The organism is Streptomyces sp. ISL-11 (assembly GCF_018614525.1).
In the GTDB taxonomy this organism is placed as follows: Bacteria; Actinomycetota; Actinomycetes; order Streptomycetales; family Streptomycetaceae; genus Streptomyces.
On sequence record NZ_JAGGOL010000006.1, the window covers coordinates 69,323 to 86,676 of the forward strand.

Annotated in this window: 13 protein-coding genes and 1 pseudogene; all 14 read right to left on the reverse strand. The window is 72.4% G+C overall.

The annotated features are described in order from the left end of the window. Window positions 1-29: 29 nt before the first annotated feature. Window positions 30-2,270 carry a hypothetical protein gene (locus tag J7E86_RS01365; RefSeq protein ID WP_215078861.1) on the reverse strand — a complete coding sequence of 747 codons (2,241 nt, stop codon included), beginning with the start codon at window positions 2,268-2,270 and terminating at the stop codon, window positions 30-32. Further along, the gene (locus J7E86_RS01370) at window positions 2,267-5,500 is read right to left on the reverse strand and encodes a putative baseplate assembly protein (protein ID WP_215078863.1); all 3,234 of its coding nucleotides are present in this window, start codon (window positions 5,498-5,500) and stop codon (window positions 2,267-2,269) included. Before J7E86_RS01370 ends, J7E86_RS01365 begins: the two co-directional genes overlap by 4 nt. Next, entirely contained in the window at window positions 5,497-8,319 is a 2,823-nt protein-coding gene (locus J7E86_RS01375) for a putative baseplate assembly protein (protein WP_215078865.1), read from the reverse strand. The genes J7E86_RS01370 and J7E86_RS01375 overlap by 4 nt, the downstream gene beginning before the upstream one ends. Further along, window positions 8,316-8,678: a GPW/gp25 family protein gene (locus tag J7E86_RS01380; protein WP_215078866.1), complete on the reverse strand. Its 363-nt coding sequence runs from the start codon at window positions 8,676-8,678 to the stop codon at window positions 8,316-8,318. The genes J7E86_RS01375 and J7E86_RS01380 overlap by 4 nt, the downstream gene beginning before the upstream one ends. Before the next feature lie 5 nt (window positions 8,679-8,683). Next, window positions 8,684-9,028, reverse strand: coding sequence for a hypothetical protein (locus tag J7E86_RS01385; protein ID WP_215078868.1), 345 nt, complete (start codon window positions 9,026-9,028; stop codon window positions 8,684-8,686). Between the two features lie 10 nt (window positions 9,029-9,038). Continuing rightward, window positions 9,039-9,575 carry a phage baseplate assembly protein V gene (locus tag J7E86_RS01390; protein WP_215078870.1) on the reverse strand — a complete coding sequence of 179 codons (537 nt, stop codon included), beginning with the start codon at window positions 9,573-9,575 and terminating at the stop codon, window positions 9,039-9,041. Then, entirely contained in the window at window positions 9,572-10,693 is a 1,122-nt protein-coding gene (locus J7E86_RS01395; protein ID WP_215078872.1) for a hypothetical protein, read from the reverse strand. Before J7E86_RS01395 ends, J7E86_RS01390 begins: the two co-directional genes overlap by 4 nt. After that, on the reverse strand, window positions 10,690-11,013 hold the full coding sequence (locus J7E86_RS01400; RefSeq protein ID WP_215078874.1) for a hypothetical protein: 324 nt from the start codon (window positions 11,011-11,013) through the stop codon (window positions 10,690-10,692). Before J7E86_RS01400 ends, J7E86_RS01395 begins: the two co-directional genes overlap by 4 nt. A 31-nt stretch (window positions 11,014-11,044) precedes the next feature. Then, window positions 11,045-11,695: a hypothetical protein gene (locus J7E86_RS01405; protein WP_215078876.1), complete on the reverse strand. Its 651-nt coding sequence runs from the start codon at window positions 11,693-11,695 to the stop codon at window positions 11,045-11,047. A gap of 31 nt (window positions 11,696-11,726) precedes the next feature. Next, complete coding sequence (locus J7E86_RS01410) at window positions 11,727-13,430, reverse strand: DUF4157 domain-containing protein (protein WP_215078878.1); 1,704 nt, start codon at window positions 13,428-13,430, stop codon at window positions 11,727-11,729. A 167-nt stretch (window positions 13,431-13,597) separates the two neighbouring features. Then, window positions 13,598-13,855, reverse strand: a complete 258-nt coding sequence (locus J7E86_RS01415; protein ID WP_215078880.1) for a hypothetical protein — start codon at window positions 13,853-13,855, stop codon at window positions 13,598-13,600. Then, the gene (locus J7E86_RS01420; protein WP_251018504.1) at window positions 13,852-15,945 is read right to left on the reverse strand and encodes an ATP-binding protein; all 2,094 of its coding nucleotides are present in this window, start codon (window positions 15,943-15,945) and stop codon (window positions 13,852-13,854) included. The genes J7E86_RS01415 and J7E86_RS01420 overlap by 4 nt, the downstream gene beginning before the upstream one ends. Then, entirely contained in the window at window positions 15,942-17,135 is a 1,194-nt protein-coding gene (locus J7E86_RS01425; protein WP_215078882.1) for a DUF4255 domain-containing protein, read from the reverse strand. The genes J7E86_RS01420 and J7E86_RS01425 overlap by 4 nt, the downstream gene beginning before the upstream one ends. Then, window positions 17,132-17,354 (reverse strand): annotated as a pseudogene (locus J7E86_RS01430) (hypothetical protein); the annotation flags it as partial. The gene J7E86_RS01425 and the pseudogene J7E86_RS01430, both read right to left, overlap by 4 nt.

A 17,354-nucleotide genomic window follows, 5' to 3' on the forward strand; every position in this document is an offset into this window, starting at 1 on the left:
TCGCCTGCGCGCGGTCCGCGATCGCAGGCTCACGTGACGAAGAAGAGGCCGCTGTCACAGCCGGCGGGTGTGTACTCGGCGAGGCGGGCTCGCAGGTTTTCCTCCCGCAGCGGCACGAAGAGGTCATGAAGGGCACCCGGTTCCGAACCGTCCGCCGCGCCCCGGCGGACCTCCTCGGCACAGTTGTCGTGGAGTTGGGCGTATCCGGGAGTGCCGTAGCGGGTACTGGTGAATCTCAGGGCGACGCGCCCGGGATCGCCGGAATGCTCGGGCTCGCAGTGGAACCGGGGTGGTGTCCGGGAGACCGGCGGCAGCCAGCAGAAGCGGACGCACCCCTTGGTGCGACGCGCCACGTGGACCTCCCCGTCGAGGAGGCAGTTCTCCAGCAGCCCCACGGCGCGGGGGCGCAGCACCCCGATCACGGTCGTGCGCTGCGCGGAGAGCACCACATGGGCCTGACGGCCCTCCGGGCCGGTCAAGGCCGCCGACGACCGGTCGGTGGCGTCCAGCACGGAGTCGGCGAGACAGACGTGGTTGGGCTCGGTCGCCGCCTCGTCCTGGTTGACGACGATGGTCCCGAGGATGCTGTGCTCGACCCGTACGCACGCCGGGGTGTCGATCAGCTCCAGGCTCGCCTCCTCGGGATGCTGCGGGCGGCATCGCTCGCCGACATCCCAGCCGGGCACCAACGTGCAGTGCCGGACGACGACTTCGGCCACCGCTCCCCGCACCTGGACGCTGCGTCCGGTGACCAGGAGGCCGTCGAGGACGATCCTCGGCAGCGGCCCCGCGCCCTCTCCGGTGCCGGTGATCCGCAGGGCGTCGGGGCGGTTGCCGGACCAGTCGAGCAGGCGGAGCACCGGGCGGGCGCCGTCGGCCGCTCGTACGGCCAGGACGTCCCCCCTGTCCAGACGGATGTCGATGATGTCCTGGTAGGCGTCGTTCCCGGTGATCTCGACGACTGCCTCGGCCGGAACGGCCGCCCCGGAGAATGCCGTCGTCTCGGAAGACGGCGTCGCCCCTGACTTCCACTTCCCCACTGCCGCGGGGTCGGGAACGGCTTCGGACTGCGCGGACCCGGGCCGCGCCGGGCGCGGCTCCTTGTCGGTGCGCCATCGTTCGAGAGCATCGGTGATGCGGGCGTGCTCCTCTCCGGGGCCCACTCGGTACACCACGGCTCGCCCATCGGCGGCCGCGACGTCGGGGCGGGGGTACTCACCTCCGCCGAGTTCGCCGGCAGAGCCGTAGTGGTAGGTCACTAGGACGTCGGTGTCGGGCGCGTCACGGGCCGGAAAGGCGATGCGGCCGAGGACCGGGTCGAGGGCCACCTGCCCGGCGCGCGGCCGGTAGTTCCATTCCGTGAGGTCGGCCACCACGATCCGGTCGAGCGGCACCGGCGCGCCGTGGGGCCCGGTCCACACGCACACACTCTTGCCCGGCCCGTAGTAGTCGGCGAGGCGTTCGCTCAGGGCCCGCCGCCTGATCGGTGCCGGGACGTTCATCTCGTCCGCGGTGTGGCAGGGGGCCGGCTCCGGCACCGGCTTGGTGAACAGCTGCGTGTCGTTGCCCAGCATGCTGAAGGTGTAGCGGGAGGGCGCCCTGTCGACGCAGTAGGCCGGGGCATGGGTCACCGAATGGGCGCTTAGCCGCCAGACCTGCAGGCCCAGGCCGGGGATGCCGTAACGGCCGGAGCGGTGCGCGGCACCGGTGCGCGGCACTTCCACGGTGCGGGCCAGTTCGTCGAACGGTCCGGCGACCCGGTCGAGGGCGTCGACTCGGCGCAGGTCGGGCAGCCGGCCCCGGCGCAGGCGTCGGCGGGCGCCGTGGTCGTCGGCCGGGTACCGGCGGACCGGTTGGGTGAGGGAGAGGAACGCGCGGTACTCCACGGCGCGGGCGGGCCATCCGGCCACATCGGCCGCGAGGTCCTCGAGCAGGGCGAGGGTGCCCTTGCGGCGGCGGTTGGCGACGGTGTCGGCCACCTCCCGGCGGGGCACGGCCGCGGCGAGCCACCGCTGGGCCACGGCCCCGCCCTCCCCGGGCGCGGCCGCCCTGGGCAGCACACGATGACCGACGAGGTCTCCGAGATAGGGAACGACCCAGTCGCCGCAGGTCTCGATGAACCAGTCGGCGTAGAGCCGCTCGATGTCGGCTTCGACGAGATCGGCCTGTTCGGCGATGACGGAGAGCAGTGCGTACAGCCGCCTGCCGGTTTCCTCGTCCCGCCGCCGGTGGACGGCGGGCAGCAGTTCGTACAGCTGGTCCGGGGTCATGGGATCCTCCGCAGTACGAGGGTCTCGGGAGCCGCCGGGTCCAGCACGGCGAGCTGGGCGGGGCGCAGTGCTCGCCGTACGACCAGTTCGGATACCGAATTCACCAGCTCGGTGTCGATCACGGCGGGGGCGATGTCGGGGTTGAGCCGGAGGAGTTCGTCGAGCGTGAGCCCGTTCCGTTCGGCGACCGAGGTGAGCGTGTCGCCGACGACCACTTTGTGGCGCGTCTCCCGGCACTCGGCGGGCCGGGCGGGGACGCAGGGCGCGGCGGCGGTGAGCTGATCGGCGAGCTGTTTCAGGCCCATGGTGTCGATGTCGTCCGGGATGCCCGTGAAGAGGTCGACGTCGACGTAGTCGACCCCGGCCACCGACTGTGCGGCGGAGATGGCGCCGCTCAGAAGGACGGGCTCGGCGAGTCCGGCACGCGCGAAACCCAGGGCGTCGTGAAGGGCCGAGCGGACCGCGGGCCCGACCGTGTCCCACGTACGGTCGGGCAGTACCCGCACACCGGCCGACAGGACGAGCAGGACCCGGTCCCGTATGGCCACGCGCACCGGCAGTTGGGGGTCCCCGTACCGGGTCAGCGCGGCCTCCAGGGCTGCCAGGAGGGGTGAGGCCGGGGCCATCGGGGCGTCGTCGACGGCGGCGACCGTGACGAGGACGATCCGGCGGCCCCCGTCGACGACATGCTGTGCGATGGCTTTGCCGATGCCCGTGAAGGCCCGCGCGAAGTCCTCGTAGTCACGGAGGGAGACCAGCCTGTCCAGTGCCCGCAGGCGCAGGGGGACACGGAAGCGGGTGCTCTCGACGCCGTCCGCGTCGGTCCCGCCGGTCGCGGGCAACGGGTTGGTGACGGCGCTGACCCCGAACGGTCTGCTGACCACATGGTTGACCTGCCCCGCGGGCACGTTGCCGGCCCTGCCCGATCCGATGCGGTACCGGGCGGTGACGTTCTCCGTCCCGGTGGGCAGCCGGGAGCCGTGTCGCCCGTCGCCGAACTCCACGGCGGCCTTGCCGTCGGCACCGGTCCGCAGACGGTATCCGGGATCGGCCGGACCCAGGTCGGTGAGATCCTCCGTCTGCGGCCAGGCCGTGTCGCCGACCCGCAGGGTCAGAGTGTCGGCCGCGCCGTCGGGGGTCGGGGCGGGGAGCCAGGTGAGGGGGCTCTGGCGGAGCGGGAAGGTCTGTCCGGCCTGTCCCGCGTCGCCGCTGCCCAGTACCTCGTCGCGCGTCTCGCCCGCGGTGGAGGGGGTGACGTTGCCGCGGACGACGACGGTGTCGCGCCGGTAGCGGTAGGCGAGCCCGGTGGTCAGGAGGAGTGTGGTCCGCACGCGGTCGCCGGGGCGCAGCGGATCGTGGTTCTGGCGCACGCCGCCGAGCATGACCAGCTCCGTGCCGCGTACGCCGGCGATGTACGGAACGTCGGTGCGCTCTCCGGAGACGATCAGCCACCGGCCGGGTCGCAGCCCCTCGTAGGCACCGTCCAGGGTGATCTCCCGGCCTTCCACCTCGTCCGGCAGAGGGCGTTCGGCCACCGGAAGCGGTTCACCGGCGGCCCAGACGGTGATCTCGCGACGCACATCGGCTTTGGCATAGTCGCTGGGCAGGCGACGGGAAAGCTGGAGTCGCGTCACCTTCACCGCCACCCTCCGGCCGACCTCGGCGCGCTGCGTCACCTCCATCACCTGGCGCACCAGCGGTGTACCGCTGCCTCGCTGCACCACGACCCAGCTCCTGGGAAGGATCGCGTCGTAGACGGCGTCGAGGGTGAGCTGGCGGCCCTCCAGGGCGGGTTGATCGTCGCTCGGCGCGTCGACCTCGATCAGAGGTCTTCCCTCCCCTTCGGTCTCTTCGATAGTGGCGCCACAGGGGGTGGCCTTGACCCGGAGCCACTGCACCTCGACGAGTTCGTCGGGCGCGGCCACGGAGACCGTGTCCATGGCGCGGTAGAGCTGCCCGGCCAGCTGGGGGCGGGCCGCGGCGAGCAGGCGAGGAAGCGTGTCGGAAGCCTCGGAGTAGAGGTCGGCGACGGAGGTGGGAACATCGTGGGGCCCCGTGGGCGGGCGGGACGGCGGCCGGTCGAGCGCGGCCAGTGCGGGCGTGAGGCCCACCAGCGCGGACGCGCCCTGACCGGTGCCGGCGGCCCCGTTGCCGACGTGCTCGTCGGCAGACCTGCGCAGGTCCACCAGCTCCGGGGAGTCGGCAGCGGCGGCGGCCGCGGCCGACAACACCCCGGCCTGCTCGACGACGGGCTCCAGCCATGCCTCGACGGCCGTGTCACCGGTGACGCGGGCGACGGCCAGGTGCTCGGTGAGCCGTCGCACGGGACCCGCGAGCTCGTCGAAGAACCGGTTGGGCTGGGGACGCATGCCCTGTTCCAGGAGAGGAAGCAGCACCTGCGCCTTGATCTCCTTGGCCACTGTCCCGGCCGGTGGGCGACGCGCCGCGAAGTCCACGGCGGTCCGCAGACGCGCCACGGCCTCTCCGTACAGCTGCGCCGGTGACGGGGATTCGAAGATCACCGCGGTGCGGTCGTTCCGCGCATCGGGACGGGTCTCGCGGACGGTGCGGACGACGCGCTGTCCGGGGACCGAGAACAGGAACAGCAGGCGATCCCCCGCCCGGATCGACGGGTGGATTCCGGCCAGTTCGAGATCCTGCATCGCTCTCGCCCGATCCGGTGTGATGGACGGCGGGCCGGTCAGGCGGACGGGGAGCCGATTCCACTCGGCCCGTGCGACGAGATCCTCGGAGGTCTCGAAGGTCTGCGGGAGGGCGCCGGGCAGTGGGGCGCTCTTGACCTGGGAACCCGCCGGGATCGTGGAGCCGGCCTCGGGATCGAGGGTGTAGGCGAGGTGAGCGGCGGCGGCGAGGGCGGGCCGGGGCCGGTGGCCCACCAGCCGGCCGAGCCGGGTCAGCGAGTCCTGCTCGGTGGCGGTGCGCAGATAGCCCTCGTCGGCGATGCGTTCCTGATAGAAGGTCAGGACATCCGCGATCATGGCCCAGCCGTCGAGCAGGGCGATCGAGGGGTCGTCCGGCTCACGGGTCGTCAGCCGGGACAGTTCGGGACGGTCGGTGCCGGACAGCCGGGCCAGCATCGACTCCAGGAACTGCCCGTGTGTGCCGATCCGGCGGTTCAGCGCCGGCAGGCCGGGGCGGTTCCAGACGTCGACGGGGGTGGAGACCCGGACCCCGGTGCAGCAGCCGCAACGGTCGAGTGGACCGCTCATCGTCCTCCTCGCAAAGTCAGGTTCAGCCGCCCGTTGTCGGGGCGGGACGGGTCGTCGTCGAGCCGCGCGATCTCCAGGGGTCGCAGCCGCAGCACGCCCGAGGCCGGGACCTCCTCGGCTGCCGCGGCTCCGGGCGCGCCCGCGCCGTGGAGCCGGCGCAGCCGCGTCACCTCGACGTGCCGGACACCGGGCACCGCCGCGGCGGCGGCGATGAGGTGGCTCACCCGCACCGGGGTGCCGAACGTGAGCACATCCGGGTCGAAGAGGCCCAGGCCGCCGCAGGGCGCGGGGCCGGGCCGCAGTACACGCAGGACGTCCCGGCGTACGTGCTCGGCGACATGGCCCGGCTCGACCGCGACGGCCAGAGCGACGTCGAGGGGGACGTGGACGGCCGGGCCGGTGACCACGTCGTGCCCGATGCGGCGGACGCGGTGCAGATCCTGCCGGACCTCCTCCAGCAGCTGCCGCGGTACGTCGGAACTGCCCAGGGCGTCGAGGGCGATGTCCGCCTCGTACCAACCGCCCGTCCACCTCAGGGCCGCGGCGACGCGCTGTACGCCGGGGTGGCGGCCGGCCAGCGCGGCGTAGTCCTCGGCGGTGACGGCGCGCAGCAGTCGCCGGAAGGCTTCACGGGGTGCGGCGAGCCGGACCTCGGCCACCGGTTCGGGATCGGTGCCGCCGACGGCGGGCAGCGGGTTCCGGACCCGGGTGACCGCCCCCAGTCCGGTCGAGCCGGAGGAGATCAGGCGAATGGCCTCACGGCCGACGTTGCCCGCCCTGCCGTTGCCGATCCGGTACTCGGCCATCAGCTCGCTGCCGCGGGGCGGGCGGGCGCCGGCGGCACCGGAGCCGAACCGGAGGCCGAGCACACCGTCGTCGTCACTCTCCCCGACCAGATGGCGGTCGCGCGGGCCGCTCGACAGCAGGTCACGGCGCGGGGCCCAGGAGTCGCGGTCCCGGTCGGTGCCGGCCGCCCATACACGGACGTCGGGCAGTGCCTCACGCGGATCGGGGCGCAGCGCGTCGCGCGCCGGGCCGTGCAGGGCGGGATTGTCGGGGGCGAGCCCCGGCCACGCGTCGTCGCCCCAGGTCTGGTTCAGCTCCCAGCCGGTGTCCGCCTGCTGGAGCACATACCCCGAGCGGGCCTGCCGTGCCAGGATCGCGACGCGCCGGATCCTGGCCGCCAGGAATTCGTCGAAACGGGTCAGCAAGGTGGTGAGGGCCTGGCCGGGGTCCCGGTCCAGCTGGACCCGGTCCAGTACCCGGGCCCCGAACAACGTCCGCAGGAACGCCCGGTCCGCGTCCTGGAGCGGAGCCCCGGAGCTCCTGAGCTCGTGAAGCCGGTTCCGGGCCTCGTCCGGTAGGCGTGCCAGCTGCCGGGCCTGCGCCGTGGCGATGTGGGCGGGCCGGGGGTAGGGCGCGGACCGGGTCACGGGAGCACCCCGCAGCCCGGCGACTGCGGAGGGCGGTGCGGCGGGGCGGTCCTCCTTCCCGGCGGCCGGGGTCAGGACCTCCGCGCCGCGTCCGTCCCAGGTGTTCCTCAGGCCGTGCTCGACCAGAACGGTGTTGCCACGGGCGACGCCGACCTCTTGGTCCTCTCCGGTGGTGACGCAGAACGGGAAGGTCAGGGCGTCCTCGGTGGCCCAGGCGATGTCCAGAACCGGCGTGTCGGACAGCGCGTCGACGCCCGGGGTGACGCGGGTCAGCCGGACGGCCTGCCGGTGCGAGGGGTCGGCGTCCGCCGCGGATCCGGTGTGCGCGCCGAGCACTTCCTCGAAGACGATGACGTCGCCGGGGGTCAGCCGCAGGACGCGGTGCGGCTGTCCTTCGCCGGTGCAGTCGCGCAGGGTGGCCTCGGTCGTTCCGGCCGGCAGACAGCACTCGCGGTCCTGCCAGGTCCACAGGCTGATCCGGTTGTGGGCGGGGTGGAGGACGACGTCCCGGCGCAGCACCGGCTGAAAGACGGGGTGGCCGGCGGCATGGAGCTCCCGGGCCGCGACGACCGGCCCGGTGTCGCCCGGGAACCGATCGGGCGGGAGCAAGGAGAAGGCGAGGTCCTCGCCCGGCAGGGTGATCTGTTTCTCGGTTTCCACGCAGACGAACGTGCGGGCCGCGCAGCCGTCGTGCATGGGGTAGTCGACCAAGCGCGCATGGCGGCGGACCGACGTGCGCAGCCGGGCGGTGTCGAGGTAGGCCTCGGTGGCCACGGCGTCCTGCTGATAGCTCAGCCGGTCCCCGACGTGGGCCAGGAGTTCGACCAGGGTGATGCCGAGGTCGGGCACGTGCCGCTCGGTCCACTCCGGCATCGTCAGGGAGAACCGGTCGAGCAGCAGGCGCCGGAAGCTCGCGTAGTCCTTGGCCAAGTAGTCGATGGCCGGTGCCGGTGCGGGCTGCGGCTCTGTGCGGTCATCCGTCTCGGGGAGGCAGTCCAGGCCGCCGGGGTGGCTGCGGAAGGTGAATTCCCGGGACGCGAAGCGGGTGTCGAAGCCGCTGCCCAGCCCGTAGAGCCGGTAGACGGACTCGTCTCCGCACCGGTCGAGCGACAACCGCGCGCAGGGCTGTTCGTCTTCGTCCGGCCCGGCGTGGGTGACGGCGGTGACCTGAATGCCGGTGACCCGTCGGCCTCCCTCGACGCGGAAGCTGTGCCGGTCCAGTGCGGCGGGGAGCGTCCCGAAGAAGGTGACCGTCAGGGTGCGCCGGTCGGGGCCGACCGATACGGCCTCGATGCCCGCCAGGCCGTGGTCGCGCACCGCGGCCCGCCGCCGATCGATTTCGCAGGTCAGCGCTCGTGGTCCGGTTCCGGGCACGGGTCCGGTCATCCTGCGGCCCCTCCGTCGATGCGGACACTGTGCCGCTCATCCGTGGCGGTGAGCCGGTAGGCGAGGAAGACGCTCAGCGCGGACTCCTCGACCGTCACCTCGAGAGCCTCGACGGTCAGCAGGTCCCCGAGCCAGCGCTGCAGGGCCGCCTGAGCGGTCATGTCGATGGTGGCGGCCACTTCCGGACCGGCCGGCCCGAAGACCAGGTCAAGCAGTCCGCAGCCGAAGTCCGGCCGGTTCACGCGCTCGCCCGGTGTGGTGAACAGGACCTGCTCGATCAGGTTCCGTACGTGCCCGCCGTGGTCGGTGGCCGCGGTGCGCCCGCGCTCGTCGACGCGGTACGGGAAGTCGATGTGCATCGCGCTCACATCCCCCACACCCGCGTCTGGGCGGCCTGCACCATGGGCGGAGCGGGCGGCGTCGACGTGCTGAGCCCTGCCCCGGGTGAGGGTGGCGGGGAGGGCTGCAGCAGGACCGGCAGCTGGTTGACCCACACCCGGGTGGAGGGGTTCGTCCACTTGATGCTGACGCAGGGCGCGGTTCCCGGACCGACGAGTGTGCAGCCCGCGACGAGGAAGGTGTCCGCGGTGGTGGCGACCGGTTGCGCGCTTACCAGCACCCGCTGCTGGCCGGGTGCCGGAAGGTTCGCCAGGCCCGGCGGATGCGCGCACGTCATCGTGGCACCGAAGTGGAGCAGCAGCCCCGTCATCCCGTACTCCTCACTGCACCATCAGTGCGCCGCCGTTGACGATGACCTGGGTACCCATGAGCTGGATGCTGGCCAGGCCGGGACCGCAGGACAATTCGATGCCCTTCTCATTGATTTTGATGAAGGGGCCTGCGGGGCCGTGGAGTTGCAGGGTGATGCCGCCCAGCGGCGCGCTCTGGTCACTGATGACGAGGGCGTTCTGGCCGGGGGTCGCGAGGACGATCTGCGGTACGCCCGGCGAGGTGGTCTTCGCGGCCGGCGGCACTTCTCCCGCGCCGCCCCTCCAGAAGCCGACCCACACGGCCCGGTTGGGATCGCCTCCGAGGAACTGCACCCATACGCCGGAGTTGACCAGCGGCACGACGTACATGCCGCTGGCCGTTCCCGCGACCGGCGAGAGCGGCGACGCCCAGATGCAGGGGTCGTCACCGAGCACTTCCGGTACGCGCACCAGCAGCCGGCCCATCTGGGTACTGTCCACGTTGGACACGACGACCCCCTGGTAGAGGCCGCCCCACTTCTTCGTGGCGGGAGCGGGCGCCGTCACGGGATCACCACCGGCGTGTTCGATACGAGTCCGTCCCTGCTGAGGGTGAAGCTCTGCTTGTACTCGCCGCGCCTGATGTCGTGCGTCACGCTGCGCACGTAGTACACACCGTCGTAGGCGAGACCGGCGCCGCGGACGCCGACGAGATGGCGGGCGCTGAGCACATGGCCGTAGCGCAGCACGTCGAGCCTGCCGTTGCCGGTGACCACGTCGGTGGACACGGAGGTGCGGCTGAGCCCCAGCAGCAGTGCCTCCGGCACCGAACGGCCGGTCAGGTCGGGCACCGGCTCCTCGCGCATGGCGATGGCGGGGCGCAGGGCGAGGGGCGGCCGGAGCAGGCTGACGTCGGGGACCGGCACCCGGAACGTGACCTTGGTGTTCGGCTCGGTGAGCGGAATCGTGTACTGGGTCCGGCGCAGCCCGTCGTAGCCGAAGGTGAGCGACTCGACGTTGGTGGCGGCACCGGAGTCGACGGTGAGCGCCGGCTGGAGGATTCCGGCGCGGACCTCCGGCCCCCAGTAGGCGATGCTGACTCCCGGGGCGGGGCCCGGTTCGACGAAGAAGACGTAGCCCACCTCCGCGGCCATCGACTTCAGGTAGGCGAGGTCGGTGCCGGACTGGATGGGAACCTCGACGGCGGGGTTCGGCAGTTGGCTGATCACCGGGGGCACGGCGGCCGGAACGATTCCGTACTCGGCGTAGCGGGCACACACCGCGATCGCCCGCAGGTGGTGCGGCAGGCCCGGGTAGCAGCGCTCGGTGTGCCGCAGGTCCATCAGGAGCGAGAGGTCCTCGCCGGTGACCGTGAGCAGGGAGGTGCCGGGGGACGTGCCCGGGCTCAGCTCCTGGCGGGTGATCACACCGTCCATCAGGACGTGCGGCAGGCCGGCGACCACGGCGACGACGACCACCCGGCGCTTCGGGTCGAGCGCACCGAGGGGCAGCAGCACCCGGGTCACCGGCGACCGCTTCCCGACGGCGAAGGTCAGCTGGAAGCCGCTCGCCGCTCCACTGGAGCTGGTGACCTGTACGGACCGCAAGGCGTCGAGCAGCACGGGAGGCGCGGGCAAGGGGAGGACGGCCCCGATGAGCAGCATCAGCTGCATGCTTCGTGTCATGACGGAGCGGCCCCGGGCGGGAGTACGGGCACACCGGCGGGGAGGGTGATCCTCAGGCGGCGTCCGGGCGTCCCGGTGAGGTCCTCGGGCCGCAGCACCCGGTGGGCGTCGGCGATCCTCCAGGACTGTTCCGCGTCGCCGTAATGCCGGGCGGCGATCGTGTCCAGCCGGTCGCCTGCCACCACGACGTGCTCGCCCAGCGGAGCGAGCTCCTCGGGCCGGGGCAGAAAGCGCCGCCGGACGTAGGTGACCGTCCGCCCGTCCGGCGACGTCCAGGTCGCGGTCGCGATGCCGTGGTACCGGCTGGTGGGCTCGAACATCCTTGCCTTCCTCGGGTCCTCTCTCCGGAACTCAGATCGCGGCGAGTCCGACCGCACCGGGGCTCTGGCCGCCGACGAGGGCGGCGAACCGTTCCTTGTTCTGGTGGTAGCGCAGGTACAGCGACCCGGCCTTGTGCGCGAATCCGACGTCGCCGACGGTGAGCGTCCGCACGGACAGGCCCACCTTGGCGCGAACCGGGTTGAGCTCACCGTCGTACGCCTCCTCCGTGACGGTGAATTCGAGGATCCGCACCGGCACCACGCGGCGGGCACCCAGCACCAGGACGGTCAGCGGCGCCTCCACCGGCGCGATCTCGATCATTCCGGCCGACGCCAGGGCCTCCTCGTGGAGGAGTTGTGCGCTGTCCGGGTAGACCGCGGTCTCCAGCGCCGACAGGGCCGCGAAGAGCCCGGTCCGGCCCGGCTCGGTGGAGCCGCGCCCCAGGGGATCGAGCTGATCGGCGGCATCGAACTCGGCGTCGAACTTGAACGTCTCCCGTGGCGGCCCCTTGAGCCGCATCGCCTCCAACCGGTCCCCCGGCTCCTCGCCGACGCCCTGCGGCGTGAGCGTGCGGGTGAGCGTGTCGGGGTTGTACTGGAACGGGACGACGCGCAGCACGCGGCCCTGGTCGGCGTCGAGGAAGACGAGGCCGCCGCGGAGGGCGGGGAGTGCGGGGGGCATGGGGCGGTCTCCACTCGTGGACGAAGGGGCGTCACTGCGCCGGCGGCAGCGTCGTGGAAGGCGGGCCGGCCGACCCCGCCGGCTGGGCGGCCTTCGCTTCGAGATGCGTGTGCCACTCCCTCAGCAGGGCGATCCACCCATCGAGGAAGGCCGTGTCATCGATGATCCGGTCGCGCGTCGCCTTCGCGTCCTCGATGGCGTGGTACGTGTTGTTGATGACGTGTTCGAGGTCCACATGGGTCATAAATGCGTCGACCTCTAGCAGGGTGGACGGGTTCAAGGCTTTGACGAGCGGTGAGATCCTCAGCATCATGGCGGCGGCGTCCTTTCGCTGTTCGGCGCGCCGCAAGGTGCCCTCCAGGACGGTGATGTCGTTGTCGAGGCTGGTCTGCAGCGAGGCCAGGGACGACGACGCCGAGAGCAGCGAGAAGGCCGTCTTCGCGATCTCGCCCAGGTCTCCCGATCCGCCGACCCCGAAGAGCAGTGGCGGCAGGGATTCGATCACCTGGCTGTAGCGTTCCTGCTCGGCCCGGCCGTCGGCCATGTACGTGCGCACGGAGATCGCGTGGTTGGTCTCCTCCGTGAGGATGAACGGCTGGTTCTTCGCCGCTCGCTCCGCCTGATGAAACCTCTCGACGGTGTCCTGATAGGTCTTGTAGGCGCCCTCGATGAATTGAACCGCCTTGAAGAGCTTCGCGAGGATCGTCAAGGTGGTGAGGACCTTGAGGCTGCCGCCCAGCTCTCTGGCCATCGTCTGCGTGAACCTCATCCGCCCGAGTGCCGCGCCTCGCGCGGGCGGAGGGGTGTCGACCACCAGCACCCCGAACGAGATCCGGCCGAACCTGTTTCCCGAGGCAGCCGTTCTGGCCGTGTGCTGCAGTTCCGCTTGCTGCGAGGGCGTCATCCCGGAGAAGCCGGGCACCTCGATGTGGACGAAGAGCCGTTTGGGGTTCTGGAGAATCGTCCTGTTCCACGTGCCCTGCGGTTTCCCGCTCTCCCACTTCGCACCGGCCATCGGTTGATTGGCCGCCTTCTCCGGATGGGCCAGCGCGTTCTGGAATTTACCGACCCCGACGTTCACCCCGTTTGCCACGTTCTTCTTGAGAGCGCTCATGTCGGTGGAGGGGTCGAGTCTCTTGATCTGGATCCAGGTGCCGCCGGTGACTCTCTCCAGGACCTGGACCCTTCCCGTCGGGTCCGTGTTCTGGGTGTACTCCGGCTGGTTCCCGCCCAGCACGAGGTCGACTCCCGGCTGCAGGACCTGAGGACGGTAGGCGGCCGGGTAGTAGTGGGCGTGCGTGTCGCCCTCCAGGAATTGGCGGGACTCCCCCGAGCGGTGGACACCGACCGGCGCGGCCACGCGTACCGCACGTGGAGCATGGGGGTCGCCGGCGAGGGACGCCGCTTCGGCTTCCGCGGACGTCCCGTGCGTGTGGGCGCCCACGCCGAGGTCCTGTTGGACGACGTGGGCCAGTTCGTGGGTGAGGAGCCGGGCGCCGGCCGGAGTGGCGGGCGCGAAGCGGCCCGCGGCGAAGGCGATGTGGGGACCGACCGTGAAGGCTCGCGCCCGCAGTGTCGACGCGGCGCGGGCCGCGTGAGGGTCGGTGTGCAGACGCACATGGCCGAAGTCGTGCCGGAAGCGCTGTTCGGCGTCGGCGCGAAGCTCCGGGGGAAGCGGCGCCCCCGGACGACGGACCAGGTCCCGAGCCGGTTGCGGCAGTCCGTGTTCGGGCACCGGCTGGCCCGGAGTACGCGTGGGCAATCCGGTGAAGTCGCGGGTCCAGGCGGGTGGCTGGTCCGGCTCACCGGATCGCCGCGGCTGCCGGCCCCGGGCGGCGCGCGCGGGGGCCGGCGCCGCGGCGGGCGGTGCCGCGGATGGGGTGGAGCGGGAGGGATTCACGCTCATCGGCCGCCTCCGGCGGAACTGCCGAGGCTGCCATGCACCGCGTGCGCGAGATGGCGCCCGAAGGCGGAAGGGTCGGTGGTGGCGGCGACCGGAGGGGCGGTGGCCCGGCGGATATGCCGGGACGTGGGCGGGGTGAACGCACTACGGACGAGCAGGGCCGCGAGTTCCGACGTCAGGGCCGCACGGACGGCCGCCGCGTCGCGCGGCTCGATCGCCTCCAGCACGACCCGGCGGATGCGCAGCTCGATCCTCATACCTCCACCCCGCTCGGCGCCGCGGTGGGCGGTGGCCAGGAGAGGTCCTGCTCGGGTACCGGCGTCCCGACCTTGTGCAGTTCCGCCCGGGCGGCTGCCAGGACCGCCCGCATACTGATGGCGGTGCCGGCCGAGGCGGCCGCGAACGCGGCGTTGAGAGCGATGTTGCGGATCATCCCGCCGCTCAGCGGCAGGGCGGCCAGCCGCTCCAGATCCAGTGGGTCGACGGGAGCGCTCGCCGGGAACGCGCGCGCCCACATCGCGTGGCGTTCCGTGGAGGCGGGGAAACCGAAGGGGACGATGAAGCGCAGCCGTCGCAGGAACGCCGTGTCCAGCGCCCTGCGCTGGTTCGTGGCGAGGATGGCCAGCCCCCGGTACGACTCCATCTGCTGGAGCAGGTAGCTCACTTCGATGTTGGCGTACCGGTCGTGGGAGTCCTTCACCTCGCTGCGCTTGCCGAACAGCGCGTCGGCCTCGTCGAAGAACAGGATCGCCCCGCCCGGCTCGGCGGCGTCGAAGAGCCGCCGCAGATTCTTCTCCGTCTCGCCGATGTACTTGCTGACCGCCGCCGACAGGTCGACGCGGTAGAGGTCGAGTCCCAGGTGTCCGGCGAGCACTTCGGCGGCCATGGTCTTGCCCGTGCCGCTGGGGCCGGTGAAGAGGGCCGTGATGCCCAGTCCCCGGCTGACCCGGTCCGCGAAACCCCACCGGTCGTGCACGGTGGCCCGCTGTGCCACCTGGTCGGCGATCTGCCTCAGGAGGGCCCGGTCGTTCTCGGGCAGCACGATGTCGTCCCACCCGACGCGGGATTCCAGGCGCTGTGCCAAGGATCCCAGCCGTGGCCGGGTGCGGACCAGGCAGTCATGCCACGCCTGCTCCGGGCCTGCACCGGCCGCCGCCACCTCGTGGATCACGGACAGGTCCAGCGTGAACTGGCCGGCCAGCCGGTCCGCGTCCGCGGGGAGGAACACCGAGCCCCAGGCGGCGGCCCGTTCGGCAGCCGGTGGCGGCGTCACCTCCACCGCCGCCGTCGGCGCGGGCACGTCGGGACGGGTCTCGCGGGTCGCGACGAAACACGGCCCGCCGCTCCGCTCGAGGAAACGTCCGACCTCTCCGGTCCGGCCCATGACGTCGGCGCCCGTGCCCCGCTCGTCATCCGCGTCGAGGTAGAGGGCGAGCGGAGCCAGCCGGGCCTCGCGGTGCCACAGCCGGGCGACGGCATCGAGCTCCTCCGCCGGCCCGGGAATCGCACCGGCCGTCATCCCGTACAGCAGCAGGCCGGACGCGGACGCGGCCTGCTCGGCCACCGACCGCTTGCTCTCCCGGTCCGCTCCGAGAAGCTGGATCACGGGTGCGCGGCCGTCGGCTGCGGGCTGCGGTTCCGGCCAGTGCCCCAGGATCTCCTCCACGGCGGAGTGCGGCACGGAGAAGAAGGAACCGAAGGGTCGGGCATCCTGCTGAAGAGGCGTCAGCAGGGCGTGAAGACGCTCGTCGAGGTGGTCGAGACCTTTGAGGTGGTTGACGATCCGTTCATCGGCCCGCAGCGGGCTGGTCACCAGGGAACGGCCGGTCGACCGGTCGATGTCGAGGAGCCGCCAGTAGCGCAACCCCCGGTACGGGGAGAGGACGTCCCAGACGGGGTCGGGAAGGACGGACAGGGCCAGCGCGAACGTGGGATGACCTGCGAGAGGGCCACCCTGTGCCCGGGCGTACAGATCCGCGATACCGGGGTCCAGCTCGGGAGCGGCGCACAGCAACAGGGTGTGCTGCTCGAAGAGGGACAGCCCGAGCACCCGGCCCAGGCCGATGAGGGCCGGCGGCGCGCCTGTCGCGCCCGCAGTATCGGCGGCCAGCTCGGCCATCTGCCGGCGCGCCACGGTCGGGCTTTCGCCGTCGGCATCCGCCGCGGTGGGCCGGGCGGGGTCCGGGGCGGCCGCCGCGATGTGTTCGCGGAGCAGCAGCCGCAGCCAAGCGAGGGCGGCGGCCAGATATGCGTTGTTGTACGACTCCCAGTCGGTGGTCCCCGAGGTGGCGTCGGGGCCGGGGTCCCGGGGCTCGTCGGCGTTCTCCGGCTCGGGTGCGGCCGTCATGTCACCACCACCGCCGCGTCGGCCGTGAACTCCGGCCGCTCATCGGCGCTCTCGACCAGCGGGCTGTCGACGCCGTCGACCCGCAGACGCAGCGCGTACCGACCGGGGACCACCTGCGACAACCGGAAACGGAGCGTGTCGGTCGCCCGCGGGAACGCCTCGGCTTGCACCGACCTGTCCCCGACGAGGAGTTGCACGTGTTGCCCGGGGCGTACCGGCGGCGCGCACTTCACCTTGAGCAGGAGCACCCCCTTGGGGTCGCGTTCCGCCTCCATGGGCAGCGGGCCGGTGATGCGGGGGGCGACCGCCACCGGCAGCGGCCGGGTGGCACGCCGAGTGCCGTCGGCGGTGGTGAGGACCACCGTCGCCGACCACGTGCCCGCTGCCAGCTTGTCGGGGAGTTGGGCGCGTACCTCCGTGGCACTGACCGGCCGGGCGGGGCGGTCGGGGGGCCCGTCCAGGAAAGGGTGGGTGAGGCGGAGGGTCGGCACCCCGGCGTCGAACCGGGTTCCGGTCAGGACCAGCTCGTCGGTTGGCAGTGCGACTGACGGGGCGACGGCCCGCAGCGTCGGATGAGTGCCGGTGGTGTTCGCGGCCGCCTCGGGCCCGCGGTCGTGATCGCCGCGCCGCAGCACCGGGAGCGGCGCGCGCGTGGGGACCGCGCTGTCGATGAGCACGATACGAGCCTCGTACGCCACCGAGGCGCGGTACTGGCTCTGGAAGGCGGTCCACAGTTTGGAGATGTCGTCGGTGGAGACGGGGACGGGAGTGATTCTCACGCGCTCCGACTGCTGATGGAGATCGCTGAAGGGAGCCGCCCGCTTGATCTCCGCCGGCCTCAGCTCCGCGTGGTCGTGCAGGGCGGCCATGGCGGCACCCAGGATCCGGTGGGCCGTGGACTCCTCGGCTTCGCCGCTCGCGTACGGGGTGAGGAGGTAGTGCAGGACGAGCGGGAGCGCCGGGCGCCCGGTCTCGCCGGGGCGCGTGCCGGCCGGGTCGAGGTTGCGCCATCCGCCGTCGACGGCCGTCCGGTAGAGGTAGACGTTCAGCGCGCTGGGGGGACGCTCGGCGGTGACTTCGTCCGGCGGGCGTGCGGTGACCACGGTGCCGGGCACCTGACGGCCGACGGCGCCCTGCAGGATCGACCGCAGTGTGTCCGTCACGGCGGCCACGGCGAAGGTGTCGCTCACGTCCGCCCTCGCAGGTACTCGTCGAGGCCGAGCTGCGGCCGTCGGCGCGCGGTGCGGGTGACGGCCGCCGGCTGGGGAGCGGCGCGGACTTCGAGCCGGTCGATGGTGATGCGGACGACCTGCTCGCCGGATTCCGGCGCGCCGGACGCGCGCGGTGCGGAGCGTGGCGGCCCGCCGGGGAGGGCCGCTCCCGCCGGACGCACCGGGTGGGCCGGGGCG

Bases quoted from the DNA above. Each gene is read 5' to 3' on its own strand.
- J7E86_RS01400 (WP_215078874.1), bottom strand. From the start codon at position 11,013: ATGTTCGAGCCCACCAGCCGGTACCACGGCATCGCGACCGCGACCTGG.
- J7E86_RS01420 (WP_251018504.1), bottom strand. From the start codon at position 15,945: ATGACGGCCGCACCCGAGCCGGAGAACGCCGACGAGCCCCGGGACCCC.
- J7E86_RS01370 (WP_215078863.1), bottom strand. From the start codon at position 5,500: ATGAGCGGTCCACTCGACCGTTGCGGCTGCTGCACCGGGGTCCGGGTC.
- J7E86_RS01375 (WP_215078865.1), bottom strand. From the start codon at position 8,319: ATGACCGGACCCGTGCCCGGAACCGGACCACGAGCGCTGACCTGCGAA.
- J7E86_RS01380 (WP_215078866.1), bottom strand. From the start codon at position 8,678: ATGCACATCGACTTCCCGTACCGCGTCGACGAGCGCGGGCGCACCGCG.
- J7E86_RS01395 (WP_215078872.1), bottom strand. From the start codon at position 10,693: ATGACACGAAGCATGCAGCTGATGCTGCTCATCGGGGCCGTCCTCCCC.
- J7E86_RS01405 (WP_215078876.1), bottom strand. From the start codon at position 11,695: ATGCCCCCCGCACTCCCCGCCCTCCGCGGCGGCCTCGTCTTCCTCGAC.
- J7E86_RS01415 (WP_215078880.1), bottom strand. From the start codon at position 13,855: ATGAGGATCGAGCTGCGCATCCGCCGGGTCGTGCTGGAGGCGATCGAG.
- J7E86_RS01385 (WP_215078868.1), bottom strand. From the start codon at position 9,028: ATGACGGGGCTGCTGCTCCACTTCGGTGCCACGATGACGTGCGCGCAT.
- J7E86_RS01365 (WP_215078861.1), bottom strand. From the start codon at position 2,270: ATGACCCCGGACCAGCTGTACGAACTGCTGCCCGCCGTCCACCGGCGG.